The sequence below is a fragment of the Boudabousia marimammalium genome, assembly GCF_001936115.1.
GTDB lineage: Bacteria > Actinomycetota > Actinomycetes > Actinomycetales > Actinomycetaceae > Boudabousia > Boudabousia marimammalium.
In genome coordinates this window covers 249205-274741 of record NZ_MPDM01000001.1, presented here as the reverse complement: position 1 = coordinate 274741, position 25537 = coordinate 249205, and the positions used below count along the sequence as shown (strand labels likewise).

The window sequence follows — 25537 nt, the reverse complement described above, 5'->3', positions numbered from 1 at the left end:
TTAACAAACCTCATTCTCAATAAGAACCCTCTATTCTCATTAAGACTACGCGGTTTGGTTACCCTTAGCAAGCCTTGCGGCGCGACCTTTCCGGTAAGTTGTCCACGATTTAATCACAATTGGTAAGACTGATACCAAAATAATGATTACAGCGATGACTTCAATATTGTTTCTGATGAACGCGATGTTGCCCAGGCGTGAGCCCAGGAAAGTCAAACCGCAACCCCAGAGCAACGCTCCAAACACATTCCACCGAATAAAATGACTGTACCCATAGTTTGCGACACCGGCGGCCAAAGGCACGAAGGTTCGCACAATCGGGACGAAGCGGGCGAGGACGAGGGCGGGGCCACCATGCTTATGGAAGAACTCCTCAGCGGCTAACAAATACTCGGTTTTTAAGACGCGGGCGTCCGGGCTGAACAGTCTGCGTCCGAACCGGTAGCCTAGGAAATAACCGACCTGGTCACCTAAGAAAGCGGAGAGGAAAACCGCGAACATCAGCCACCACAGGTTCAAACCTAACTGCTCATGCAGCAGACCCGCCGTGAAGATTAGCGAGTCTCCCGGCAAGAACGGGAACAGCACACCTGACTCAATGAACACCATCAGGCAGGTAACAGCCAGCACCCAGGGGCCTAAAGCCAACAGCAACTGATCCACATTGCGGAAATAGTAGATAATGTCGCCAAAGAAACTGGCTGGCATGCCAGTAGCCGCGTAAAGGGCAGTTTCCGTTGCCGCGGAGGCGGTTGATGCGGCAGTGTTTGCGGCTGTTGTGGCTGCGGTTGTCACAGCTGTTGCTGTCGCGGCGGCGGTCGCTAAAAGATTCATAGTCACGCTTAAACGGTATCATTTTGGCTGTGCTACGGCAGTAACCTAAGGGGCCAATAGGGAATTTGCGGGCAGAGTCACCTGTGCGGCCGGGCGGTGGGGCGACCGCACCCCGACGCCACCGCTGCCACCACCGGATCCGCCGCCCCGCTGCCACCACCGGATCCGCCGCCCCACTTGCTCCGCCGGATCCCCCGGCTCGCCCGCCGACTGTGCACCTTACCGACAATTGTGCACCTTACACAGTGCACAATTGTTCTTAAGCATCACACTCGACGAAGTGGAAGGGAAATGCAGGTAACAGCGCAGCAGCGGTCAGGGGCAAACACCGCGGGAGACGGCAGCGCAGGCGCTACAGCACAGGCGCTACATCTCGGCCGCAGCTGTTTTAGCTAAAACCGGCGCCCCCACTCCCTCGACCCCGAACCAGCGCCGAAATTGTGTACGAAACTGCCCCAATCACACGGTTGTGTGTGAACTAATGCCACACAGTTTCGATACTGTGTGCGAAAAAACCAAAAATAGCCTAAATTCGACCTAATTTTGGCTTTTTATCACACACAAACAATAATGTGTGGGATTCTGCCACGCACAAACGCTTTCCCAGCCAGCGCAACACCATCATCCGCAGCGACTGTGCACCTTACCGACAATTGTGCACCTTGCACGGTGCACAATTGTTCTTAAGCATCACACTCGACGAAGTGGAAGGGAAATGCAGGTAACAGCGCAGCGGTGGTGAACACTGGAAAGTTGAGTAGGAAAAATCTAGGCGCGAAGGCTTAGGCAAAACCGGTAGAAAACACTGTCCGCGCGCTGGTTAATGTGGTGCGGTGCGGAGCGAAGGCCTAGGCAAAACCGGTAGAAAATACTGGAAAGTAGCCGCCTCGGCAGCAGGCACGCTAGCATTGGACTGTGAGTAAACCGCAGGACAGCAGCGAACCGAAGGCCAGCGCCACCGCGCCCTCCCTCGGCCTGACGGCGCCCACTACTGCCGCTACTGCCTCCCACCCGACCGAAACCCGCGCCCTGCCTGCGCCCCTAAACCTGAAGACACCCCAGAAACTCGCCGCGGTTTTCTTAGGCGGCACGCTTGGAACTGCCCTGCGCATCCTGATTTCCTCAGCCTGGGAACTGCAGCTAGGCGAAAAAGCGCTGTTTTTCCCTGACGGCGCCACCGTCCACCCGTGGTATTTGCTGACCGTCAACCTGATTGGTAGTTTCCTGCTGGGCATGATTGGTGGCGTGGAGATCCGGCACCAGCGCAACCGGCGCACCACCCCGGGCCTGAGGAAAGTGCAAGCCCGCCACCTCAACTGGTGGAAACTATTCTTCGGGACTGGAATGTGCGGAGCCTTCACCACTTACGGCTCACTCATCATGCTGAGCGTTGGGATTCAGTCCCCACATCCGACCGCTCTGCTACAGACTCTGGCTTGGACAGTGACCATCATGGTGGCCGGACTATTTTTCGCCGTGATTGGCTGGCGTCTCGGTGAAGGGAAAACGGCGGGTGTGGAAGAAACCTCAGGTGAAACCGCAAGTAAAACCGCCGAAAACAACGCCGCCAGCCACGCCGCTCAGGAAGGGGCAAACTGATGCTTATCCTGAGCCTCATCATGGCGTCGCTGGCGGGCGGCATCGGAGCCATCACCCGCTACAGCACAGACCAGGCCATCCAATCCTGGCTGGCCAAACGCCACGAAACTACAGAAATGGCGCATCTGGGTATTGTCAGCGTGAATCTGCTGGGCTGTGCCCTCGCCGGGTTCATCTTCGGACTGACGCTGGATGCGCACCATCCAACCCTTACCGCACTGATCGGCGCTTTCCTTTCCGGCTACACGACATTCTCCACCGCCATGGTGGATGTGTTGAAAATGCACCGCAAAGGTTTCCCCTGGCGGGCCTTCAAACTGTGGATTGGCCCGCTGCTTGCCTGCCTAATCGTCGCCTACCTAGGCGCTCTGCTGGGTAGACTGCTGGGAAACGCATTGGTGTAGAAAACCACAGCCCTTAACCACAGCAACCTCACTGTCGCACTGGTCTGATAACTACGCGCTGAGGGATAAATTAGTTTCAAAGCTGACGAAAAATATGTGAAAGTATACGATTAGCTTTAACAGTGACGTCTAAGAGGAAGCCAGTGCTGCTGATGGAAAACCAAAACTCTACCAACAACACACCGAACACTACAGCTAAACCAGCCAACAAGAACAAGGTGCTGCTACCAATCTTGGTGGCAGTAGTGATGGTTTTGCTGGCCGTAATTGCTTTCATGGTGGGCCGCAATTACGGTTCAACCACGCAGCCGGCCACCCCCTCGACCCCTGCCAACACTACGACCGACGCGGCCACCGCAGAGCAAACTGCCGAAGCTCCTGCGCCGCGCCCCGACATGGCACAGCCGATCACTGACAAGACCACCCTCGACCTGATTAAAACCCTGCCGAAACGCGAAGAGGGCGACCCGCTCACCCTCGGGCCGGTGGACGCGCCCGTCGTCATGATCATCTGGGAAGACTACGCCTGCCCGATGTGCACCAAGTTCAAGACCGACAGCTTCGACACGGTCCGCAAGTACGCGGATGAAGGCAAGATCCGCATCGAATGGCGCGACATGGCGATCTTCGCGCAAAACTACCACTCTGACCTCGCGGCGATTGGTGGCCGGGCGGCCGCCAATCAGGGCAAGTTCTGGGAGTTCAACACTGCCGCTTTCGCCTCCGCTGGTGCGGGCAACCACCCCACCTACGATGAGGCTTCCGTACTGGAAATCGCAAAGCAGGCGGGAGTGCCCGACTTGGAGAAGTTCAAGAAGGACTTCGCCGACCCGGAGCTAGCCAAGAAGGTCAATGACGACACTGCTTTCGCTCAGTCCATTGGCATTGGCGGCACCCCGTTCTTCATCATTGGTGACGCGGCCGTCAGTGGCGCCTACCCGACCGAGTATTTCGTGAACACCATTGAGGACCGCATCGCTAACCTGAAGTAGCCTTGGCGAGCCTCCCCGAAGGAACCCCATGTCTATTAACTTTGCGGGCGCCTACCTGGGCGGCCTCCTGACCCTGTTCGCGCCCTGCGCGGCGCTGATTCTGCCATCATTTTTCGCTTACGCTTTCGCGGACCGCCGCACTCTGATTAGCCGCACCCTCTGGTTCACCTTGGGTCTGCTGATTTCGTTGACCCCGCTGGGTTTCCTGGCGGGTTCTTTCGGCGCGCTCATCCAGTCTTACGGCACAACTTTGACGCTGATCATTGGCGCCCTCGTCATCGTGATGGGCGTGTGGCAGGCTCTGGCCCTGCCCGGCTTCTCCCAATGGTTTAAGCGTTCAGGCAGTGGGGGACGAGGGGGACGAGGGCGCCTGTCCACCCGCTCCGCGGTAACGCAGAATCCGCAGGTGGGTCTGGTCGCGGACGTGAAGCTGGGGGTTTTGCGGGACACTGAGACTGCGGCGGCGAACTCGGCAACAAATCCCTTGGCTGTTTTCGGTTTGGGAGTGGGCTACGGCCTCGCTGGCGTGGGCTGTTCTGGCCCGATCTTGGGGGCAATGCTGGCCTTGGCTAGTTTTGGTGGCTCCCCCATTATGGGCGGTTTCTTAATGGCGTTCTACGCCCTCGGGATGGCGACCCCGATCTTCCTGTTGGCTTTGCTGTGGGAGCGGTTCCGTCTGGGTGAGCGCGGCTGGTTGAAGCCGACGCCGATCCGGGTGCTGGGTCGTGCAACTACCCGTGGCGGCCTTATCTCCGGCATTATTTTCATCCTGCTGGGCGTGGTTTTGATTATTACGGGCGGCCATTCAGCGTTGCCGGCCTTGCTTTCTCCTACCACGCAGGTGCAGTGGGAGCAGACCATTGCGAGTGTGACGAATGCGGTTCCACCGGCCCTGTTTGTGGCCTTGTTTGTGGCGCTCATTGCGCTGATTTGGGTGTGGCGTCGCACGGTGCGTGACCGTGAAGAATAGGGGCCGCATCCTCTTACGCGCCCTTAGCATATCCCTTCACACACCCCTGAAACACCGGGTCCCGAAGGAACGCCAAAGCCTCTAGTAACTGCAGGCTTTTCAGCTTCACCGCTCAGCCTATCCGCTCAGCCTGGTTGTCTTACCGAACGCCTGGGCAGCACCACAATTTCTCCAGACGCCAGCGTGCACACGTCAATCGGATGATCGTAAACGGCGGAGAGTTTCTCAGCGGTCAGCACTTTTTGTGGCGTATCGTAAGCGGCAATGGCGCCGCCGGACATGAGCGCAATCTTGTCGCAGTATGCGCCTGCCAGCTGAATATCATGCATAACAGCAACTACGGCGACACCGGCGGCAGCTAGGCTTTCGCAAAGCCGCATGGTTTTTTCTTGATGGTAAATATCTAGGGCCGCGGTCGGCTCATCTAGGAACACGACGCTGGCTTGCTGCGCGATGACTCGGGCTAGGGTGACGCGGGATTTTTCGCCGCCAGATAGCCGGGTGACATCCCGGTCAGCGAACTGGTAGGAGTCCGTACAGCGCATTGCCTGATCAACGACCCTCTCATCCTCGGCCCCATGCTGCGTCCGGCCCCAGCAGGCGCGACCCATGGAAACAATGTCGCGGGCCAGGTAGGCAAAGGGGAACTCGGTGGCTTGCGGCATGACGGAGCGGGTTTGCGCCAGCTCCATCCGGTCATAGTCGGTGAGGGTTTTGCCGGCGATTGTGACGGTGCCGGTCGCGGGCGTGAGGTCACCGGAGAGGACGCCGACGAGGGTGGATTTGCCGGTTCCGTTCGGGCCGAGCAGGCCAACGATTTCGCCGGCCTTTAACTGTATGGAAATGTTGTGGAGGATGTTTCGGGTCCCGTAAGCGAAACTGATGTTTTCGGCGCGTAGCACTTCGGCGGGCTGACCGCTGCCGTCTTCATGGATCCGGATGGCGGTGGGGACTTCAGCTTCAGCGGCGGAGCCTAGCGGCATCGCGGAGTGATCTGACTGGGTGACTTCGTAGGACGCTTTCATGCTCATCCTTTCTTCGCTAGGTGCATGCCGCGGCGTAGCAGAATGAAGAAGGTGGGGCCGCCAACCAGGGCGGTGAAAATACCGATGGGCAGGTCAGCGAAAGGCAAAATGGTGCGAGCCACCAGGTCGGACAGGGAGATGAGGAGGGCGCCACCCAGCATGGAGGCGGGGATCAGGTACCGGTTGGACGGGCCGATTACTAGTCGCAGCAGGTGCGGCACAATCAGGCCAACGAAACCGATGACACCCGCATAGGAGACTGCGGCGGCAGACAGGAGGGCGGACAGCGCGATCGAGCAGATGCGTAGGCCGTTCACGTTGATGCCGACATGTCCGGCGGCTTTCTCACCAAGGGCTAGGGTGTCTAGCTGTTTCGCAATGGCGATCGCGCCTATGACGCCGAGGATGGTGACGGCCGCGACCGTGCCCGCATGCGCCCAGGAGGCTCCCGCCAGTGAACCCATCTGCCAGAAGACGATCTGGTCACGGGAGGTAGTGGGGGCCAGGTAGGTGGCGAATGAGGTGATGGCGCCGCAGACCGCGGTGACCGCAATACCGGTGAGGACGAGGGAGATCACTTCCGCTTTCCCGCGGGAGCGTGAAGCTCCGTAAACCAGGAAGGCGGCGGCTGTGCCGGAGACGAAAGCGGAGAGGGGGACGCCGAAGCCGGCCAGAGCTTGGGGTGCGAATACGATCGCGAGGGAGGCGCCCACGGAGGCGCCGGATGAGACACCGATGATGCCGGGCTCCGCCAGCGGGTTGGAGAACACTGACTGCATGACGGTGCCGGCCACAGCCAGCGCAGCCCCCACCATGATGCCGAGGGCGATGCGCGGGAAGCGGATACTCCACAGCACCGACATGACGGTCGGGTCATGGGGTGCTTCCATCAGGCCGAGGGGGGAGAAAATCCCGGCAATCACATCCCGGAGGCTAATGGTGTACTGTCCCATTGCTCCCGAAATAATGATGGTAAGAATCAGCGACAGGATCAGAAAAATATAGGTGCTGACGCGTTTGTGGTGGCGTGCCATGACCCCGGCATGGTCGCTTTCGGGGCCTTTCACCCAGCGCGGCCGTGCCGGAGTCTTGGTTACGTCTGTCATTTAGCGGGCACTCCGTAGGTTGCTTTGGCGACCGCAAGTAGTACTTGCGCGGTCTGCGGTCCGAAGGATAACGCCATCCCGTCGGGGATGGAAACTATCCGCTGATTTTTCCCCGCAATCGTATCAGCAATGCCGGGCCGGGTGAGTAGCTGCTCTAGGCCGCCCGCGGATTCCAGGCCGTGCGTCATCATGAAGTACACTTCGGGGTTCAAGGAGACTAGCGCTTCCGCGTTGGCGGGGGCGAGGTCTTTGATTCCTTGGGCGGTCGCAATGTCGTGCACGCCAACGCCTTCAAGGAGCGCATCGGATCCGTATCCGCCGCCGAGTATGAAGAACACGCCAGCGTTACCGCGCGCGTACAGGAAAACACCGTTGAGGGGTTTTTCGGGGGCCCAGGCGGCGATTTGCGCTTTGGCTTCCTCGATTTCTTTGTCGGTTCTGGTGACGAGGGCGTCTCCTGCCTGGTCCATGCCGAGGGCGTGGGCGACGGTCTTCATTAGTTCACCGTTTTTGGCGAGGGACCGTTCCTGTTCAACTAGCACGACGGGCACACCGGCGGCCGCTATCTGGTCCAGCACTTCGGGCGGGCCGACGGAGCGGTCCGCGACAATGACGGTGGGTTTGAGTGAGAGAATCGCTTCGGCGTTCAGTGAGTGTCCGTTTTCGGTGACGACTGGGAGTTTCGCCAGTTGCGCTTCGGTGGAAGAAATGGTGCGTCCCACCAGTTTGTCTCCGAGGCCGAGGGAGATGACGGTGCGTGATAGTGTGCCGTAAATGTCAAGTGCCAGGATGCGACTGGTGTCTGTGACGGTGACTTGGCGGCCTTCCACGTCGGTCACGGTGACGGGGAGCTGCTGTGTGAAGTCGCCGCTGATTGGTTCTGGGTCGGGCAGTTCTGCCACTGAGCTGACACCGGTGAGGGTGCGCGGGTCAGGCAGGTTGACTGTTTCCGCGGTGGCTGTGTCAGTGCTTTCCGCGGTGGCTTCGGGAGTGCTTTGAGTACCTGAGGGGCTGGTGCTGCAAGCTGACAGTGTCAGTGCGGCTGCCGCGATGAGGGCGGTGAGAGCGGAGATTTTGGTGCGCATGAGTTTCTTTCGATCAGTTGCGGCAATGGTTTTGGTTGGCTGCTGAATAGTGGCGCGGGGGTGGACTGGTGCCCACCCCCGCTACACGGTTTCAGCTTTTCACCTAAGCGTCAGCTTAGGCGGTTACCTTCCGGCGGCGGGTCGCGATGAGACCGGCGCCAGCCAGAGCTAGGAGGCTTGCCAGCAGTGCGGGTGCGGTGGTGTCTGCACCGGTGGCGGCTAGCTGTTCCTGTTCGGTGGCTTTACGCCAGTTGCCGTTGCCGTCGCGGACCAGGAGTTCACCGGTTTCCGGATCACACATGGTGGCTTGTGCTAGCTTCACTGAAGCGTTCAGGTTGTCCAGTGCTTCACCGGGCTGGTAGAAGCCGGCGAATGCCTTGGAGCCTGCAGCAGTGAGGCTGACCGAGGATGAACCTAGGTTCAGTCGGCCGTTGTTGACGCTGAGCTGGTTCAGTCGGACGTTAGCGAAGTGGACGCGACCGTAGTTGGTCTTTTTGCCGCCCATGTCTGAGCTGGTCATGTTGAGGTAGAGAGCGCCGCTATTTCCGTTGATCACGAGGGTGGGGTTGGACAGGTTCATGTCTAGGACACCCTTGTGTCCGGTGAAGTGCACGTGTCCGGCGAAGTTGATCTTGCCTTGGCGGGTCTTGGTGTTGTAGTTGCCATTGTGGGCTACGAAACCGAACTTGCCGCCGCTCCAAGAAGCGCCACCGGACAGGTCCCAGCCGCCCTTTGCGAGGCCGCGCAGGTAAGTGGTGAAGGAACTACGTAGACCCCAGTGCAAGGAACCACCGGTGACGATGTTCTTAGCCGGGTCAGCAAGGCACTTCTTCTTGTCCTGAGTCTGCGTGGTGCCCTGACTGTTACCGGTGTCGGTGCCCGGATTCACGTCGGTTCCGTTGCCGTTGCCGGCAGGATCCTCAGTGGTGTTAGCTGTGTTATCTGAAGTGTCTGGGCCGTTGTCGGGAGTAGTTTCCGGAATCACGCCCGTACCTGACCCGGTGAAGACGGCGGAGGCGTTGAGGTTATCTAGAGCAGCGCCCGGTTGATAGTAACCAGCAAAAGCCTTGGATCCTGCCGCAGTCAGGGTGACTGATGCGGCTTCCAGTACTAGCTTCACATCGTTCGGCTCGGTGATTGCCTGACGGAAGAATACGCCTGTTTTCATAGCCGCAGGGAGTTTGGCGATTTCGACTTTGTTGAAGTGGACGTCGGCGAAGTGAACGCGACCGTAATCGGTACTTTTACCTTCCATGTCGGAGCTGACCATGTTGAGGTAAAGCGCAGCTTTCTTCCCGTTCATAATGAGGCTGGGGTTGGAAAGCTTAATATCGAGGATGCCACGGTGGCCGAGGAAGTGTACCTGGCCAGCGAAGTCCAGCGTGCCGGTCTTCTTTGCTGTGGAGTAGTCAATCGCGCTGAGCGGGAAACTGAACTGATTGCCAGTCCAGGTCGCGCCGTCAGTGAGCAGCCACTTGCCATGAGCAGTGGTCTGGATGTACTTGATGAAGCTGGCGCGGAAGCCCCAGTTGAGCTCTCCAGAAGCAGTTGGTTCCACGGTGGGTTCCACGGTGGGTTCCACAGTGGGTTCCGCAGTCGGCTCCATGGTGGGTTCCATGGTGGGTTCCACAGTCGGCTCCACAGTCGGCTCCACAGTGGGAACTACTGGCGAAGTCACAAGCAGAATGAAGAAGGCGACCGGTCCTTCGTCATCCAAAACTACGAAGGCGTTGCGATTGTGTTCGGCTTTAGCAGTAAATTCAAATTTCGTGTTATCGCCTACAGTCCCCACAACCAAGCCAAACGGAATGCTCGAGCCACCTTGAGAAGCCCTGAACAGTTTGTACTGAGATTTGTGCAGATTCATGAAAGATAGCTCTACGGTGGCGCCTTCTTCTACAGTGACAGTGACAGGTGGCTCTCCCTGGAAGCCCAACTTCTTCCCATCTACTGAAATCACCATCGGCTCGACGGTCGGTTCCACGCTCTCTTCCACAGTGGGCTCCACGGTCGGCTCAACGGTCTGTTCCACAGTCGGTTCGACGGTCGGCTCGGGAACAACCTCGGTGCAGTTCTGCTTCGGGGTGGTCTTGAAGTTACTCTTCACGTTGGCTAACTCTAGGCCGGCTTCGTAGAAGCCACCGTAGGCCTGAACTGCGTCAGCGCTAAAGGTGGAAGGCGCATCCATAGTCACGGTACCGTCAGCAAAGCTTAGCTGCGCACCAGCAAAAGCATTAGTATTGACTCGACCATAATTGTTCAACACTTCGGTCGCTTCATCACGGGAAATCGTTTCAAAAGACAAAGTGCCGTTACCCTGCGCATCCAACACCAAAGTCGGGTTAGCGACAGTCACATCCAGCACATAGGTGCCGGGGTTCTTGGTGGACGGGTGAGAGAGGAACTGTACCTTACCGCCGAAATGAACCGTGGTCTGCTTGGTGACGCGGTTGTATTCTCCGCTCTTCACCGGGAAATCGAAGAACTGCTGAGCGTCGTTCCAGACGGCCCCCTCGGAAGTCTCCCACTTGGGCTTGAAGACCTTCATCTTCATGTATCGAATCCAAGAGTCCTTAAACTTCCACTGGAGTTTACCTTCCGCCTGAACGGTGGAGATTTCCGGATCATCTACACAAACCTGATTTGCGGGTGCGTCACCCTCGGCCATTGCGGCGGGAACAGACATTCCCATCGGCAACAGCGCTAGAGCGGTCATCATTGCAACGATAGTTGTCTTCATTGAAGAACGCATGAGCTACCTTTCATATCTGCTAAGCCCTGTAACTGCACAGAAATTCTCCGCAACTACAACAGAGGAATTCCTAAGCAGGCAAACTTAGCTGAGCCTTACCGCACACAAGTATTCCACATTTTTATGACACAATGAAATTCAATGTGATGAATCTGGATAAGAGGGTAGAATTCATTTCACAGCAACCCTATTTTGTGAGGTTTCCATGCGTGCACTACGTAAAACTATTGACGGTCCCGGATTGGAAATGTGTGACATTCCTGAACCCACCCCGGGCCCTGGTGAAGTTAAGATTCGAGTCCTGAGAACGGGCCTTTGCGGCACCGACCTGCACCTCTACAATTGGGACGACTGGGCCCGCACCCAGTTCACTCCCCCGATGACTATTGGCCATGAGTTCTACGGTGAGATCGCTGAGATCGGCCCCGGCGTCGCAGTGGGAGAAGGCAAAGATCAGCTTCATGCTGGCCAGCGTGTCTCCGTTGAAGGGCATGTAGTTTGTGGCCGCTGCCGTAACTGCCGCGCGGGCCGCCGACATATGTGTGTGCGCACCCTCGGCATTGGCGTGAACCGTGACGGTGCTTTCGCTGATTACGTGGTCGTGCCCGCCACCAACGTGTGGGTGCAGCCAGATGAGATTGACCCGGAACTGGGCGTCCTCTTTGACCCTTTCGGCAACGCTGTGCACACCTCCCAGCAGCTGGAGCTGACCGGCCAAGACGTGTTGATTACCGGTGCCGGCCCGATTGGCGTGATGGCTACCGCGATTGCCCGCCACTCCGGCGCCCGCTACATTGTCACCACCGACATTAATGAGGAGCGCCTAGAGTTGGCCCGCAAAGCTGGGGCTGACCTGGGTTTGAACACCGCGAAGGAACCCCTCAGCAGCGCTTTCACTACCCTGGGGATCGAGGAAGGTTTCGACGCCGGCATGGAAATGTCCGGTGCGGGCGCCGCCTTGCACACCATGATTGACCATGTCACTCACGGCGCCACTTTGGCGCTATTGGGTCTGCCGAAGATGGAGTTCCCTGTTGATTGGGGCAAGGTCATCACCCACATGCTGACCATTAAGGGCGTGTACGGCCGGGAAATGTTCGACACCTGGTATCTGGCGACCTTCATGTTGCAGTCCTCACAGAAGCTCCGTGAATCCGTCCGCTCCGTCATTACTCACCGTTTCGCCGCCGATGATTGGGAGCAGGCTTTCGCCGCCCAAGCGTCCGGCCATGCGGGCAAAGTCATTATGAACTGGGAGTAGTTTCACCGCGCATTCTTTGCCGCTCCCCCTCGTCCTCATTGAAAGGAATCCCATGTTTAATCCTGAAGGTATTCGCGCCGAACTGGACCAGATCCGTGAAGCTGGCCTGTACAAGAACGAGCGCACCCTAACCACACCCCAGTCCGCGCAGATTGCGACTTCTACGCTGGTTGCCGAGGGCGAGGGTGCACCGCTCTGGTCGGCCGACGGCGCGGCTGAATCGTTGAACTTTTGCGCCAATAACTACCTGGGTTTGGCGAATGATCCGCGGATCGTGCAGGCCGCCCATGAGGCCCTGGATCGTTGGGGTTTCGGCATGTCTTCGGTGCGTTTTATTTGCGGTACGCAGGGTCAGCACCGGGATTTGGAGCGTGAGATCGCGGAATATGTGGGCACTGATGACGCGATTTTGTTCAGCTCTTGCTATGACGCTAATGGCGGCATTTTTGAGGTGCTGCTGTCCGCTGAGGATGCCGTGATTTCGGACGAGTTGAACCATGCGTCTTTGATTGATGGGATTCGTTTGTGTAAGGCGAAGCGTTTCCGTTACCGGAACGCCAATATGGAGGATCTGCGGGCGCAGCTGACCGCCGCGAAGGAGGCGGGTTCGCGCCGGATGCTGATTGTCACTGACGGTGTTTTCTCCATGGATGGATCCTATGCGCCGCTGGATGAGATTTGCGATTTGGCGGATGAGTTTGGCGCCATGGTGATGGTTGATGATTCGCATGCCACTGGTTTTGTTGGCCCGCAGGGTCGCGGCACGCCGCACCTGTTTGGGGTGGCTGACCGGGTTGATGTGATCACTTCGACGCTGGGTAAGGCGCTGGGTGGCGCTTCGGGTGGTTTCGTGGCGGCACATCAGGAGATTGTGGATTTGGCTCGGCAGCGGGCCCGCACCTACCTGTTCTCTAACGCGGTCGCCCCGGCGGTTGTCGCGGGTTCGCGGAAAGCCTTGGAGTTGGCGCGTGATTCTGAGGCTGGTCGTGAGCAGTTGGCTGCTAACTCTGCCCTGTTCCGCTCCCTGATGGCTGAGGCTGGTTTCGATTTGCTGCCGGGCACGCACCCGATTACCGCCGTCATGTTCCCGGGGGACGAGGGCGCTGTACTGGCCACTCAGATTGCGGACGCCATGTTGAAGCGCGGCGTTTATGTGATTGCTTTCAGCTTCCCGGTGGTGCCGCGCGGTAAAGCCCGGATTCGCGTGCAGTTGTCTGCCGCTCATTCCGAGGCTGATGTGCGCGCCTGCGTGAATGCGTTTGTGGCTGCCCGGGCGGAAGTGCAAGGCTAGAGCGACGGGCTACGCAAAACTAGCGGGCCCGGTAGCGGCGCAAAGACTCTGCCCGAGCTTCACTGTGATCGACAATCGGCTCAGGATAGTAAACACCCTCCGGTAGCTCAGACGGCTGGAAACCGCCTTCCGCTAGTCCGTAATGGATTCGCTTCAGCTGGCGGCCGGCGGAACCAGGCACGCCCTCGTCCCCAAACAGGTCCTGCGGGAATAGGCTACGCAGTTCGGGAAGCCAACGGTGAATGTAGCGGGCGGACGGGTCGAACTTGCGGCTTTGCGTGTACGGGTTGAAGATGCGAAAGTATGGGCTGGCGTCTGTGCCGGTGCCCGCAGTCCACTGCCAGCCATGCTGATTCGAGGCAAAATCGGCGTCCACCAGCTGGCTGAGGAAATACTCGGCGCCTAGTTGCCAGGGCTGATGCAGGTCCTTCGTCAAAAATGACGCCACAATCATGCGCGCCCGGTTGTGCATCCAGCCGGTCTGCGCCAGCTGCCGCATGGCCGCATCCACCACCGGGAAACCGGTGCGGCCTTCCCGCCAGGCGGCGAAAAGCTCCGGATCCTCATCCCACGGGTAGTGCGGGAAAATCGGGTTCACGTCCTGCCAGCCGGACTGGGGTTGCGCCGCCAAAAAGTCCGCATAGAACTCCCGCCAGGCCAGCTCTGTCGCGTAAACGTCCCGGCCGGTTGGCGCCTCGTCGGCGTCCGCAAGGTCAGCCAGCAAAGTCCGCGGGTGAATCGTCCCGTGCGCCAGCTGCCCTGACAGGCGTGAGGTCCCCTCCTCTGCCAGTAAATCTCGCGCCTCCGCGTAGTCAAGCAGCCGGTCGGCGAGGAACTGCTCCCAGCTTTCCCGGGCGCTCTCCTCACCGACCCTAACCGTCGCCGGGGACTGCGCTGGGGCGGCCTCAGGGTGCAGGATTTCACTGGGTTTCAGGCCGAGGGCGAGGGCGATCCGGTGCGGTTCAGCCAGCAGCGCTATCTCTGGCCGGCTGCGCACTGGCCGCTGCCAAGGGTGTGCCAGCCAGCGTTTCTTAAAGGGCGTGAACACCCGGTAGTGTGTGCCCGCGCCGGTGAGAATGCTGCCTGGTGAAACCGCATAGTTATCTCCACAGCGCAGCAAAGCGGCCCCGACCTTGGTTAAGGATTGGGCGGCATCTGAGAGTTCCCCGCCGCCAGCGGGAGTGTAATCTTCGCTGACGTAAACCTCGCTGGCCCGCGATTTTTCGGCTAGGCGGGTGATCATCTGTGGGCCGTCCCCAGCTACCACCAGCAGCCGACCGGACAGGTTCTGATTCAACTCAAACAGGGCGTTACTGAGCGCGGCAGCCTGTAAAGGACCGCGGTCATCGGCAGGATTTTGCACATATAGGCAAAGCAGTTTCCCGCCCTGCTGCTGGGCGGCCTGCGCCGCTGCTCCTAAAGCCAGATGGTCTGCGGTTCGCAAATCTGAGCGAAACCACATGATGACGGTCCGCTCTGATGCTCCACTATGCTGACGTTCACCCATTTAGCTGAGAATCTTACGCATCACTCTGACCACTGCGGGGTTCACTCCACCGCTGGCCGGGTCCGCGGCTTCCCCCTCGGCCCAGGGAGCCCGCAAATGGAACTCACGCAAAGCCGCCTCCGCCAGCAGATCCTTATCCCAGGTTTCGGGACGTAAACCCCCGCTGGCCAGAATCCGCAAACCCAGCTGATCGACCGCCTTCTGCAAGGCCGCCAAACCGGACAGGCTGTAGCCGCGCTCCACAATCTGATCCGCATGGGCGGCTGCCGCAGAAACCACGCCAGCAGCCGAGGTTTGCGGCACGCCCAAACCGGTCGTCAAAATCCGGTTATAGCCGTGCTCTGCCAGCCAGACTGCCGCCGCAATCGGGTCCGACAGTTCATCGAAAGCCCGGTGGAAAGTCAATGGCTTACCTGCGGCCGCCGCCCGGAAACGCTCACAGGCCACCTTATCCAACTGCCCTTCCGCGGTGATAGCCCCCACCACGTAGCCGACCGTCACTGGTGCGTCCGCAGTGACCTGCTCAAAGTCACTAATCTGTGCGCACATTTGCTCAATTTCCGCTTCCGAGTACACGAAATTGCCTTCGCGTGAGCGAATCAGAATCTGCAGGTCAGCCCCTTCCAGCTGGCCCAGCAACTCCCGCACTTCCTCGACCGGAGGGGTCACGCCGCCCACCTCCAGGTTTGCGCAGTACTCGATCCGGTCCGCGCCCGCCCGGGCTGCCGCTAGGGCGCCCGGCACGTCCTCGACGCAGATTTCCAAAAGGGGACGAGGGAGAGTCGCTGCTGCCTGCCTCATCGTTTACTTACCCTCCAGCAACTCGGTGGCAGATAGCTGATCCAGAGCGAAAGCGTAATCGCGGGCGATTTCCGCCCATTTCGCTTCGCGGCCAGTGACGCCACCATGACCGGCCACCATCTCACAATGCAACAAGATGGGGCGGGTCACCGGATCATTCGTGGCAGCCTCCCGCAAACGAGCCACCCACTTAGCGGGCTCCACATAGAAAACGCGCGTGTCATTCAAACTGGTGGTCGCCAAAATTGCGGGGTATTGAACACCCTCACGCACATTCTCATACGGGGAATAAGACTTCATGTACCGGTAGATCTCCGGATCTTTAATCGGGTTGCCCCATTCCTCCCATTCACCCGCAGTCAGCGGCAAATCCGGGTTCAAAATCGTGGTCAAAGCATCAACGAAGGGAACGTGCGCCAAAATCACCCGGTAAAGCTCCGGCGCCAAGTTAGCGACCGCGCCCATCAGCAGGCCACCCGCACTACCGCCCTGCGCGGCCAGGCGGTCAGCCGCCACCAGACCCGAATCAATCAGATGCTTAGAGCAGGCCACAAAATCAGTGAAAGTGTTGATCTTCTGATTAGTCCGCCCCTGCAAATACCAGTTGCGGCCCAGTTCGCCGCCGCCACGAATATGCGCAAAAGCGAAAACCACGCCGCGGTCCAGTAGCGAAACCGCGTTCGTCCGAAAACGGGGATCCACCGAAATCTCATAGGATCCGTAACCCCAAATCAAGCCTGGGGCAGTCCCGTCAGCGGGCACATCCTTCCGACGAGCCAAAGTCATCGGGATCTTCGTGCCATCCTCAGCGGTCGCCCACTCCCGCCACTCCTCATACAGTGACGCATCAAAATTGGGGACATTCTGGGTTTTTAGAACCTTCACTTCACCGTGGGAGCAGTCCACCTCCGCCAAGGTTGGCGGAGTCATCAAAGACTCTGAAACGAACCGAATCTTCGGGCTAAACCACCAGTCCGAATCCACTGACTCCACAGTCTCCACTTCACGACCCAGCCGAGCGCGGCCTTCCACCACCCAGCCGTGATCAGGGTCGGGCACTAGGTACTCAACGGCGGCCATGCCCTCAGAGCGAAGCTCCAACACGGCGTGCATGGCGTAAGCACTAACGGACAGGATGCGCTCCCCCTCGGCGGGAACCCGCAGAGACTGCCAGCTTTCCGGACGCCCGGCGACCCCCGGAATTGGGAGCGGCGCCATTGCCAGCTCAGAGTCCGCATGATGCAAATCATGAACGACCAGCAGATGATCGCCCGCCGGCTCCACCTGATAGCGCAACCCCGGGCGGCGGCCCGCCACCGAAGTCGGATGGGCCTCCGGCGAGCCCGCCAAGGCGTGCGCATCCACCAGCCAGAACTCAGTCGTATTTGTCGAATAGGCGGCAATAATCACCCAGTTACCGTCGCGGCTGCCACCAATGCCGACCTCAAAAATCTCATCATCTTCACGTAGCACCAAAGTGTCAGTCTCCGCCGGCTGACCAATCCGGTGCACCCACACCTCACAGGCCCGCCAGCTCTCATCCGCCCGCACATAGTACAGGCAGTTCGAAGCCGCCGACCAAGCCACCGAATACACGACATCCTCAATCTGATCAATCACCTGGCCGCTGGCAGTATCCAGAATGTACTGGGTGAAACGCTCATCCCCAGTATGATCCACGCCGTAGGTAAAATACCGGTCATTCGGTGAAATTTCAGCGTTTTCCACATTCGTGAACTCATGTCCTGCCGCTAGCAGATTCACATCCAGCAGCAGGGCAGCAGCGGCACCCTCGACCTCCCCAGTGACAGGATCAACTGTGGGGGCATCCTCGTAAATATCCTCCGGATTCGCGGGCACTCGATAGTAGCGCGGGTAGTCATGCTTCGCGTCAACCGCCTTGTAATACCACCAGTTACGCACGCGCTCAGGCACAGACACGTCATCAAGCTGCGTATGAGAACGGTACTCCTCCACCAAATCAGCCTGCAACTGCGCAGTATGCGCCATCCGGGCCCTAGTCCAAGCGTTCTCCGCCTCCAAATGGGCGATCGCTTCAGGGTTCGTCTTATCGCGCAACCAATCCCAACGATCAACAAAAGTGTCACCGTGGAAAGTCCGCTCAATCGGGCGAGCGTCAGGAACAGGGGCAGTATCAGGATTCAATAATTCAGACATGGTTTCAGAATACTACCTGCGCGGGACTTTCTAGAACGCAATAGTTTTTCCTCCAGTGAAAGTAAAATCCTTCGCATAGGTCTTTCGACCCTAGAGTCGTTAGACTGTGAGGGTGCGTATATTAAATCTGTTGCCCAAAGGGCCCCAGCCGTATCAAGAGATTCTGGACCTACAGCATCAACTGCATGAGGAGGTCCGGCTGGGCAACGCGCCCGACACTTTCATTGTGCTAGAGCATGAGGACACTTACACGGCAGGGCGACGCACCCAACCCGGCGACGTAGTTAACCCGAACATTCCGGTTGTGGAAGCAGACCGAGGGGGACGCATCACCTACCATGGCCCCGGTCAACTGGTCGTTTACCCCATCATGCAGGTGCAGCCACCCGTCGATGTGGTCCGCTACGTCCGCCTCCTTGAAGCTGGCATCATTGACGCCCTCGAGACTTTAACCGATCTGCCGGTCACCACCGTGGAGGGCCGCTCCGGGGTATGGCTACTGCGCGAACCAGATTCTTCGGATCCCCGCAAACGCCTTGACCGCAAAATCTGTGCGATTGGCGTCAAGTTCGCTAACGACACCACCATGCACGGTTTAGCTTTGAACGTGAAAACCAACCTGGATCGCTTCGATGAGATTGTGCCCTGCGGGATTGCTGACGCAACAGTGACCAGTTTGCAGGCCGAGGGCGTCGACATGGATCTGATTACCGTAGGCAGAGAACTCATCCCCAATCTGGTGGAGTCACTAATTGACTTGCGCTACCCGGATCGGATTTTTAGCTTAACGGAGGAACGGCCGTGAGTACCGTAGATAAGGAACTAAAAGAATCGCGGCGGATGCTGCGAATCGAACAGAAGAACTCTGAATCTCCGATTGAGCGCAAACCCGAATGGATTCGCACCACCGCGAAGGCCGGTAAAGAATACACTGACATGCGTTCACTCAGTATGGGCCGAGGGTTACACACTGTTTGCGCGGAGGCCGGCTGCCCGAATATTTACGAGTGTTGGGAAGACCGTGAAGCAACCTTCCTGATTGGTGGCGCATTCTGTACCCGTCGCTGCGATTTTTGCGATATTGCGACCGGTAAACCGCAAGAATACGACAAGGATGAGCCGAATCGTGTATCTGATTCGGTGAAAGAACTAGGCCTGAAGTACGCCACGATTACTGGTGTAGCCCGCGATGATCTGCCCGACGGCGCGGCCTGGCTATTCGCGGAGACTTGCCGGCTGATTCATGAAAAAGCACCAGGCACCGGCGTGGAACTGCTGGTTGATGACATGAAGGCCACCCCCTCGGCATTGGAAACAGTGTTCGCGTCACGTCCGGAAGTTTTCGGCCACAACCTAGAAACTGTGCCGCGAATTTTTAAGAAAATTCGCCCGGCCTTCCGGTATGAGCGGTCCTTGGACGTGCTGAATGCTGCGAATGAGGCGGGGCTGATTACGAAATCGAACCTGATTTTGGGGATGGGTGAAACCCGCTCCGAAATTGAGGACGCCATGTTTGATCTGGCGGAGTCGGGCACGCATCTGCTGACTTTGACGCAGTATTTGCGGCCTTCGCCGCGGCATCATCCGATTGACCGCTGGGTGCATCCGGAGGAGTTCATTGAACTGTCCGAGATTGCCAAGCAGATGGGATTCTTGGGTGTAATGGCCGGGCCGATGGTGCGTTCCTCCTACCGGGCGGGAAAGCTGTGGGGTGAAGCTATGCGGGCTTTGGGCCGGGAGATTCCTGAGAATCTAAAGCATTTGGGGGCCGAGGGTTCAACCCGCCAGGAGGCTTCTAGTTTGCTGGAGCAGCTGCCGCATTTGCGTGGCGGTAAGTCCATTCCGGTGGCGCAGGATTCGCGGCGTCGCCTGTCGATCACTCCGGTGGGTGAGAATGCGCCTGCGGGTGGCGGCTGTGGAAGCGGGAGCGGCGGCTGCGCGAGTCACGCTACAGCAGCCGCAGTTTCCGCTTGATTAGCGGTTCGCTTTCGCCTTCGACGCCTCCGGGAGGCTTAGAAGCTAGACACCCCGGCCTAGACGCCGGCCTTTCCTCTTCGGCGACTGTGCACCTTAACAACAATTGTGCACCTTGCAAGGTGCACAATTGTCCGTAAGCGTCACACTTTTCAAGGTTTTCAATAAAGTCGTTGACGGTAGCATTTTACGTTGCTTACAATCTCCGTGGGAGGCACTCCCAAACCCCAATTTTTGTTCAACCTACTCGCCCTAAAGGTGAGTTCGAAACCTTGAGGTTAAAATGATTCTCAATGTTTGATCTATTTGATAACACTCTGTTCAACTTCATTGTTTATAGCGGGCTGACTCTCTTGTTTTTGGGCGAAGCCTACTACAAACTGGGGATTTTTAAGCCTTCGGAAGAACAGAAAAACCAGAGCTTCTTGGAGCGTTGGCGAAAAGCCAGCTGGAACACTAGAGGGCTTTTCTTCACTGGTCACCTATTTTTGATCGTGGCAGTCATGTCTCTCTTGGATGTTGTCGGGCTAGTCCCGATTGATTGACGCTTAATCACCCCGCATGGTCTGGGGCTTGGTAAATACTGCTAAGCCCCAGACCTATTTGTGAAGCTATCTGCCCATTTCTGCAGCTACTGGCTGCGACGCGAGGGTAAGAACATGGTGATCGCTGAGATGGCGGCTACCGGCGTGAGGTAGAACCCCAGCAAGTAATAGAAGGTTAAATGCACGGGATAGATTTCAGTCATCGTGCTCAGCAAAATAGTCACAGAGAGCAACATCGTCGAGGCTAATGCTAACCCGGCAGTGATGCGGGCGCGCCAAAGCCTATTCTTTCCCTTTACTGCCATCCACAGCGACAAAGCTAGGATGGTAATCAGAAAAATCCCCCAAGTCGCCATGTATATCAGGTCAGGCACTTGGGTCATTGGTGGAAACAGAATAAATCCAATAAAGTTGAGTAGTGACACGATCCCTGCAGCCCCAACAAAGTAGCTGATTCGGTTTGTGGTTTCTGTTTGCACTGGTCACTCCTTTGGCTAGTGCTCATCCAAGACGATACCCAAAGTCTAGCTGCCTTGAAGAGGCTAGGACAAGGCGTTAGTCTCCTCCTTCAGAACGATTTTTCTTCGAGATTCCGAGGGTGTGCACAGTTTCGTAGACGTCAGCATGGGACTATGACTACAATCCTTCCCAAGAGCATGTCCGACATTTTCATTCAGTGCTTAATCCCTAGGGAGGATCCCTTGGAACCCTTAAACGGAGGTGACGATTGTCTGCTTTCTTCGATAATTCCTTCGTGATTTTTGCGGTATTTGGCTTCGGGGCAATACTGTTTCTGGGACTTTCCTACATGGAACTACACATATTCAGTGAGCCAAAGAAAAAGAAACGCCAAGGCCGTAGCTTCTCATTTCGTTGGAAGCACGCCAGTCGGGAGACGAAGGTCAACTTCTTTCTGGGCCATTTAGCTTTAATTCCGGCAACACTATCTTTGCTAGATATCCTCGGCTTGATAACAATCGTAGGACCATAAATACCCATGATTAATTTCCTAATCAACCCACTGTTCCAATCTGTTTTCTTCGCTTTAAGCTCCGTATGGTTTATTTTCATTTCCTATCGGAATCTGTATTTTGTTAGCTTCCCTGAGAACGAGAAAACTCAGGGAAGCAATCTGCTTCTGCGTTGGAAACACATAGATGGGCACACTAGAATCTTCTTTGTTTTAGGCCACTTCTTGCTGCTTACCGCTGTTTTGGCCTTACTGACTTACATCGGTGTGCTCCCGATTAAATAACTCAGCCGCCCGCTTTTGGAGCCGCCACCCAAGCGGCCGCCACCCCCCTCAGCGACTGTGCATCTTAACAACAATTGTGCACCGTACAGGGTGCACAATTGTCTGTAAGCGTCACACTCGGTGAAGTAGGCTGGGTGATTCCTTAAAAATCGCCTGCGCTTAGCGTGAAACCGGCGCCCCCACCCCCTCGACCCCAAACCAGCGCCGAAATTGTGTGCAAAACTGCCACAAATCACCAGTAGTGTGTGAACCAATCCCACACAGTTTCGATACTGTGTGCGAAAAAACCAAGATTCGCCCAAATTCAGCCCAAATTTGGCTTTTTGCCACACACAAACAAAACCGTGTGAGTTAATACCACACACAGACAATCATGCCCAGACTAATCCCACACAAAAACCGTCCTCGCAGAACGCCAATCGGCGCCGTTCAGCCAGTAGCTGTCCTAACTCACAGGAAACACAATCCAAATTCTGCGGCTTAGCACACCAGAAATCTGCGGCTTAGGAGATTACATTTTTGCGGCTTACATTGTATTCTTGAGTAAGGGAGGCACGCATGAAACCATATTTTCCACGACTGATAGATAATCGGCTACAACAAGAGCTGGAGGCTTTCGGCGCAGTACTGATAACTGGACCAAAATGGTGCGGGAAAACCACAACGGCTTTAAATCAAGCTAAAAGCGCACTATTTTTACAAGATCCAGATGAACGAGACCAGAACCTAACCCTCGCCGACATCAAGCCTTCTGCACTCCTAGAAGGAGAAAACCCTAGACTAATAGATGAATGGCAGGACGCGCCTCAACTTTGGGATGCAGTCAGATTCAGTGTCGACAAGAGAAGCGAGTCTGGGCTTTATATTCTGACTGGCTCAACTCGGGTTAATGAGTCACTAATCGCTCACACTGGGACGGGAAGAATCTCTAGACTCAAAATGCGGACAATGAGCCTTTATGAGGCTGGTGATTCAACCGGAGAGGTGAGTCTTTCCCAACTACTAGCAGGCGAAGAACCAGCAGGCAGATCTCCCCACACGATTGAGGATATTGCTAACTTGATAGTGGGCGGCGGATGGCCTTCATCGGTTGGCAAACCACAGGAAGTTAAGCAGAGGCAAGTCGCGGGGTATTGTGAAGCGATTGTTGACACGGACGTTTATGCTGCGGATGGAGACATCCGCGATAGTCAGAAGCTTTCCTATGTTTTAAGGTCATATTCGCGGCATATTTCTACTCAAGCGACCATCAAGACCATCACCAGTGATGTTTCAAACAACTATGACTCTATCTATCGTGAAACTGTAAGCAAATATTTGACGGCGCTTCGAAGTATTTTTGTTATCGAAGATTTGCCTGCTTGGAGTCCGGCTTTACGCTCAAAGACAACCGTTGCGGCCAGCTCAACTAGACATTTTACTGATCCGGCGATAGCTGCCTACTTTCTGGACGCTAATCCTGCCGATTTGCTTAATGATTTACACACGATGGGTCTGCTGTTTGAGTCACTTGTGGTGCGAGATTTGAGGGCGTATGCCCAGACTTTGGAAGCGAAGGTTTACCATTATCGTGACCATGGCGGTCTGGAAGCTGACGCAATCTTGCACTTCAAGGATGGGCAGTGGGCTGCCTTTGAAGTGAAGTTAGGTAATAGAGCCGTGGATGAAGGCGCTAAGAACCTCGTTAAGTTGGCCAGTAGGATTGATCAGGAGTCCATGAACTCTCCCGCATTTTTGGCTGTGATAACGGGTGGTGGTTACGCTTACCGGAGGGAAGATGGCGTGTATGTGATACCGATTGGTTGTCTGCGAAATTAGGAGGATTCTGGGCTCCCCGCCACTACTGATTCTCCGCGGACAGTACCAGTTCCATTTCTACATGCGCGATTCCGGCGTCCATGAACTGGTGGCCGTCTAGCACTCGGTAGCCGAGGCTGGCATAGAAATCCTGTGCTTGGACTTGCGCATCCAAGCGGACTTGGGCGACAGCCGCGGAACCCTCGGCCCCCAGTTTCCCTTGAATAATCCGGTGCGCGCCCTCCATCAGCTTTCGCCCCACGCCTTGCCCGCGCCATGCTTTATCCACGGCGACGCGCCCTATGTGGAGGGTTCCGGTTTTGGGGCCGAGGGGGTTTGCCGTGTCGGCCAGTGTCGCGGTGTCGAGGATTCGGGCGGTCCCCACGACTTGCCCGTGATGGGTGGCGGCGACGTGGATGGTGTCGGGCGCGGTGTCTCTGGCGTCTAGTTCCAGGAGGAACGGTACTTGTTGTTCTTCCACGAAGACCCGCCAGCGCAGATTGTAAATGTGCGGCATTTGCTGGGGTGAGGCGACCGAGATTTCCATTCCTCAATTAGACCACAGTCGCCAGCCGCAGCCACCAGCCGTTTGTGTGTGGACTAATGCCACACAATTTCGGTACTGTGTGCGAAAAAACCAAAAACCGCCCGAATTCAGCCCGAATTTGGATTTTTTCCACACACAAACAAAACCGTGTGCGAACTTGCCACACGATTTTAGCGATTTGGTTGGAAGCAGAGCACTTGCAACGTAAGAAGCAGCGCGACGAGCAAGCATGTTGCCTCTAGTGTCTACTTCTCGCCCGGCGGGATTTCGATCCCAGCAATGCTTTTATCGCCCAGATACTTGCGTAAGAAGGTCACATCTTTCTTATGAACGAGGGAGCCTGAAAGTAAATCAAAGGTGTAAACCAGATCAGAACCCCCCTCATCCAATCGCTCAACATAGACGATGAACTTACCATCCTTGAATCGGTCAACAATCCAGTTATTTTTTAGACCCTTTAGCTCATCATTTACAATCTCTGTGACACCAGAATCAATATTGGTTTTCACCAAAAGTCCACGATCAAACCAGTAAAGCTCTCTCCCAAGCAGAGAGTGCTTGCCTTGTCTAAAGGATCCTGGAGACCAGGTAAGCTGCTTTCCCGCTTTATCAACCAATGGGATAACTAGCCGCTCACCGGTTTGCACATCCCATTTTTCTAAAGTAGAAAAAACACGGTGACCCAGTTCATCAACTGAAGTAAATAAATCAGCATAATCACCATCAAACTTAGCTCCACCCAGTTTTATGGTTGGCAGACTGTCTTTCATATCCGGCAACTTAAAATTAGGTGTCTCTTCAGGATCTATAGAATCTGTTGAAATAAAGAGCAACTGGTTATCCACACATGGAATAGACTCATCAGACCCGTATAGAGATGTCCCTAGCGGGTACGCTTTAGCCAAAAGTTTCGTTTGCGGAATCTTATCTTTAACAATCAATTTCAACTGAAGATACTCGCGATATTGTGAATCATTTTCTAAACTAACTCCGTACACTGAGTTGTCGCATATCCCAACCATAGACATAGGTGCTCCCGCGTTTCCCAGCTGGTTACCCTGCGGAGTGGAGACATAAACATCTTCCCGATATCCGCCATCTTCACTAAAACCCCTGTTATACAAACCAACCCGGGTGCTCCGGTCATCTAACTCCACCAAAGCATCAGCAAAAGCAGCTTTCTTCGCGGGAATTGTGGTTAGCTTACCGCCCTCATAAAAATAGTCGTTATCCTCATCCGCATAAAACAAGCCCTTATCCGTCCAAGACATAGAATCCAGCCACATATCAGCTTTCTTCACCACCTGCACAGAATCATCCTCATGCACAAACAACAACAAACTCGGCTCCGGCAACGGCAACGGCAAATACCTAGAATCAATCCCCGCCTCAAACACATACCGCACCGTACCTAAATCAACCTGCTCCACCCCAGAACCACGCAATATCCCACCACCACAACCAGACAAAGACAAGCCCAAAGCGCAGGCAGCAACCACAGCCACTGCCCGCACCTTAAACCCACGCCCCTTAAACACTTGTCTTGCCCCTTTCTAAACCATGCGCCGGTTACACCTTTGTCACCTGTTACGCACCTGTTTATGCTCACAATTA

General features: G+C 56.4%; 21 protein-coding genes. 10 read left to right on the top strand and 11 right to left on the bottom strand.

Going from position 1 to position 25537, the window contains the following annotated elements; all coding sequences use genetic code 11:
* Positions 1 to 45: 45 nt before the first annotated feature.
* Positions 46 to 834 (bottom strand): VTT domain-containing protein, encoded by a 789-nt coding sequence (locus BM477_RS01210; protein WP_245792786.1) that lies wholly within the window; start codon positions 832 to 834, stop codon positions 46 to 48.
* A 915-nt stretch (positions 835 to 1749) separates the two neighbouring features.
* Here BM477_RS01210 and BM477_RS01205 point away from each other — a divergent pair.
* The 4 genes from BM477_RS01205 (at position 1750) to BM477_RS01190 (ending at position 4799) form a co-directional block, all read left to right on the top strand.
* On the top strand, positions 1750 to 2433 hold the full coding sequence (locus BM477_RS01205) for a fluoride efflux transporter FluC (RefSeq protein ID WP_075360839.1): 684 nt from the start codon (positions 1750 to 1752) through the stop codon (positions 2431 to 2433).
* The gene (locus BM477_RS01200; protein ID WP_075360838.1) at positions 2433 to 2837 is read left to right on the top strand and encodes a fluoride efflux transporter FluC; all 405 of its coding nucleotides are present in this window, start codon (positions 2433 to 2435) and stop codon (positions 2835 to 2837) included. The genes BM477_RS01205 and BM477_RS01200 overlap by 1 nt, the downstream gene beginning before the upstream one ends.
* A gap of 152 nt (positions 2838 to 2989) precedes the next feature.
* On the top strand, positions 2990 to 3829 hold the full coding sequence (locus BM477_RS01195) for a DsbA family protein (protein ID WP_143230158.1): 840 nt from the start codon (positions 2990 to 2992) through the stop codon (positions 3827 to 3829).
* Positions 3830 to 3857: 28 nt separating this feature from the next.
* Positions 3858 to 4799 (top strand): cytochrome c biogenesis CcdA family protein, encoded by a 942-nt coding sequence (locus tag BM477_RS01190; protein WP_075360837.1) that lies wholly within the window; start codon positions 3858 to 3860, stop codon positions 4797 to 4799.
* 125 nt (positions 4800 to 4924) lie between these two features.
* Here BM477_RS01190 and BM477_RS01185 read toward each other — a convergent pair whose 3' ends face one another.
* The 4 genes from BM477_RS01185 to BM477_RS01170 form a co-directional block, all read right to left on the bottom strand.
* Positions 4925 to 5824 (bottom strand): heme ABC transporter ATP-binding protein, encoded by a 900-nt coding sequence (locus BM477_RS01185; RefSeq protein WP_245792784.1) that lies wholly within the window; start codon positions 5822 to 5824, stop codon positions 4925 to 4927.
* 2 nt (positions 5825 to 5826) lie between these two features.
* Entirely contained in the window at positions 5827 to 6930 is a 1104-nt protein-coding gene (locus BM477_RS01180) for a FecCD family ABC transporter permease (protein WP_084543615.1), read from the bottom strand.
* Positions 6927 to 8015, bottom strand: coding sequence for a heme/hemin ABC transporter substrate-binding protein (locus tag BM477_RS01175; protein WP_084543614.1), 1089 nt, complete (start codon positions 8013 to 8015; stop codon positions 6927 to 6929). The genes BM477_RS01180 and BM477_RS01175 overlap by 4 nt, the downstream gene beginning before the upstream one ends.
* Positions 8016 to 8130: 115 nt before the next feature.
* Positions 8131 to 10767, bottom strand: coding sequence for an HtaA domain-containing protein (locus BM477_RS01170; RefSeq protein WP_075360836.1), 2637 nt, complete (start codon positions 10765 to 10767; stop codon positions 8131 to 8133).
* A 205-nt stretch (positions 10768 to 10972) separates the two neighbouring features.
* Here BM477_RS01170 and tdh point away from each other — a divergent pair, with 205 nt between their 5' ends.
* Entirely contained in the window at positions 10973 to 12028 is a 1056-nt protein-coding gene (gene tdh / locus BM477_RS01165; protein WP_075360835.1) for an L-threonine 3-dehydrogenase, read from the top strand.
* A gap of 52 nt (positions 12029 to 12080) precedes the next feature.
* On the top strand, positions 12081 to 13319 hold the full coding sequence (locus BM477_RS01160; protein ID WP_075360834.1) for a glycine C-acetyltransferase: 1239 nt from the start codon (positions 12081 to 12083) through the stop codon (positions 13317 to 13319).
* A gap of 19 nt (positions 13320 to 13338) precedes the next feature.
* Here the strand turns inward: BM477_RS01160 and BM477_RS01155 are convergent, their stop codons facing one another.
* From BM477_RS01155 to BM477_RS01145, 3 genes are read right to left on the bottom strand one after another with little or no spacing between them, the layout of a single operon-like run.
* Positions 13339 to 14826, bottom strand: a complete 1488-nt coding sequence (locus tag BM477_RS01155; protein ID WP_075360833.1) for a cryptochrome/photolyase family protein — start codon at positions 14824 to 14826, stop codon at positions 13339 to 13341.
* Positions 14827 to 15627, bottom strand: a complete 801-nt coding sequence (locus BM477_RS01150; RefSeq protein WP_075360832.1) for a copper homeostasis protein CutC — start codon at positions 15625 to 15627, stop codon at positions 14827 to 14829.
* A gap of 3 nt (positions 15628 to 15630) precedes the next feature.
* A complete protein-coding gene (locus BM477_RS01145) occupies positions 15631 to 17805 on the bottom strand; it encodes a S9 family peptidase (protein WP_075360831.1) in 2175 nt (724 codons plus the stop codon).
* 112 nt (positions 17806 to 17917) lie between these two features.
* On the opposite strand from BM477_RS01145, the gene lipB reads away from it, so the two are divergent.
* The 3 genes from lipB to BM477_RS01130 all read left to right on the top strand — a co-directional run bounded on the left by lipB (position 17918) and on the right by BM477_RS01130 (position 20324).
* On the top strand, positions 17918 to 18610 hold the full coding sequence (gene lipB / locus BM477_RS01140; protein ID WP_075360830.1) for a lipoyl(octanoyl) transferase LipB: 693 nt from the start codon (positions 17918 to 17920) through the stop codon (positions 18608 to 18610).
* 35 nt (positions 18611 to 18645) lie between these two features.
* Positions 18646 to 19779 (top strand): lipoyl synthase, encoded by a 1134-nt coding sequence (locus BM477_RS01135; RefSeq protein WP_143230169.1) that lies wholly within the window; start codon positions 18646 to 18648, stop codon positions 19777 to 19779.
* A gap of 293 nt (positions 19780 to 20072) precedes the next feature.
* Positions 20073 to 20324: a hypothetical protein gene (locus tag BM477_RS01130; RefSeq protein WP_075360829.1), complete on the top strand. Its 252-nt coding sequence runs from the start codon at positions 20073 to 20075 to the stop codon at positions 20322 to 20324.
* An 86-nt stretch (positions 20325 to 20410) separates the two neighbouring features.
* Here the strand turns inward: BM477_RS01130 and BM477_RS01125 are convergent, their stop codons facing one another.
* Positions 20411 to 20803: a hypothetical protein gene (locus tag BM477_RS01125; protein ID WP_075360828.1), complete on the bottom strand. Its 393-nt coding sequence runs from the start codon at positions 20801 to 20803 to the stop codon at positions 20411 to 20413.
* A gap of 1334 nt (positions 20804 to 22137) precedes the next feature.
* Here BM477_RS01125 and BM477_RS01110 point away from each other — a divergent pair.
* Positions 22138 to 23397 carry an ATP-binding protein gene (locus BM477_RS01110; protein WP_075360825.1) on the top strand — a complete coding sequence of 420 codons (1260 nt, stop codon included), beginning with the start codon at positions 22138 to 22140 and terminating at the stop codon, positions 23395 to 23397.
* Between the two features lie 22 nt (positions 23398 to 23419).
* Here the strand turns inward: BM477_RS01110 and BM477_RS01105 are convergent, their stop codons facing one another.
* Both BM477_RS01105 and BM477_RS01100 read right to left on the bottom strand, forming a co-directional pair.
* Entirely contained in the window at positions 23420 to 23923 is a 504-nt protein-coding gene (locus tag BM477_RS01105) for a GNAT family N-acetyltransferase (RefSeq protein ID WP_075360824.1), read from the bottom strand.
* Between the two features lie 245 nt (positions 23924 to 24168).
* Positions 24169 to 25353 carry a hypothetical protein gene (locus BM477_RS01100; protein ID WP_143230157.1) on the bottom strand — a complete coding sequence of 395 codons (1185 nt, stop codon included), beginning with the start codon at positions 25351 to 25353 and terminating at the stop codon, positions 24169 to 24171.
* Positions 25354 to 25537 lie beyond the last annotated feature (184 nt).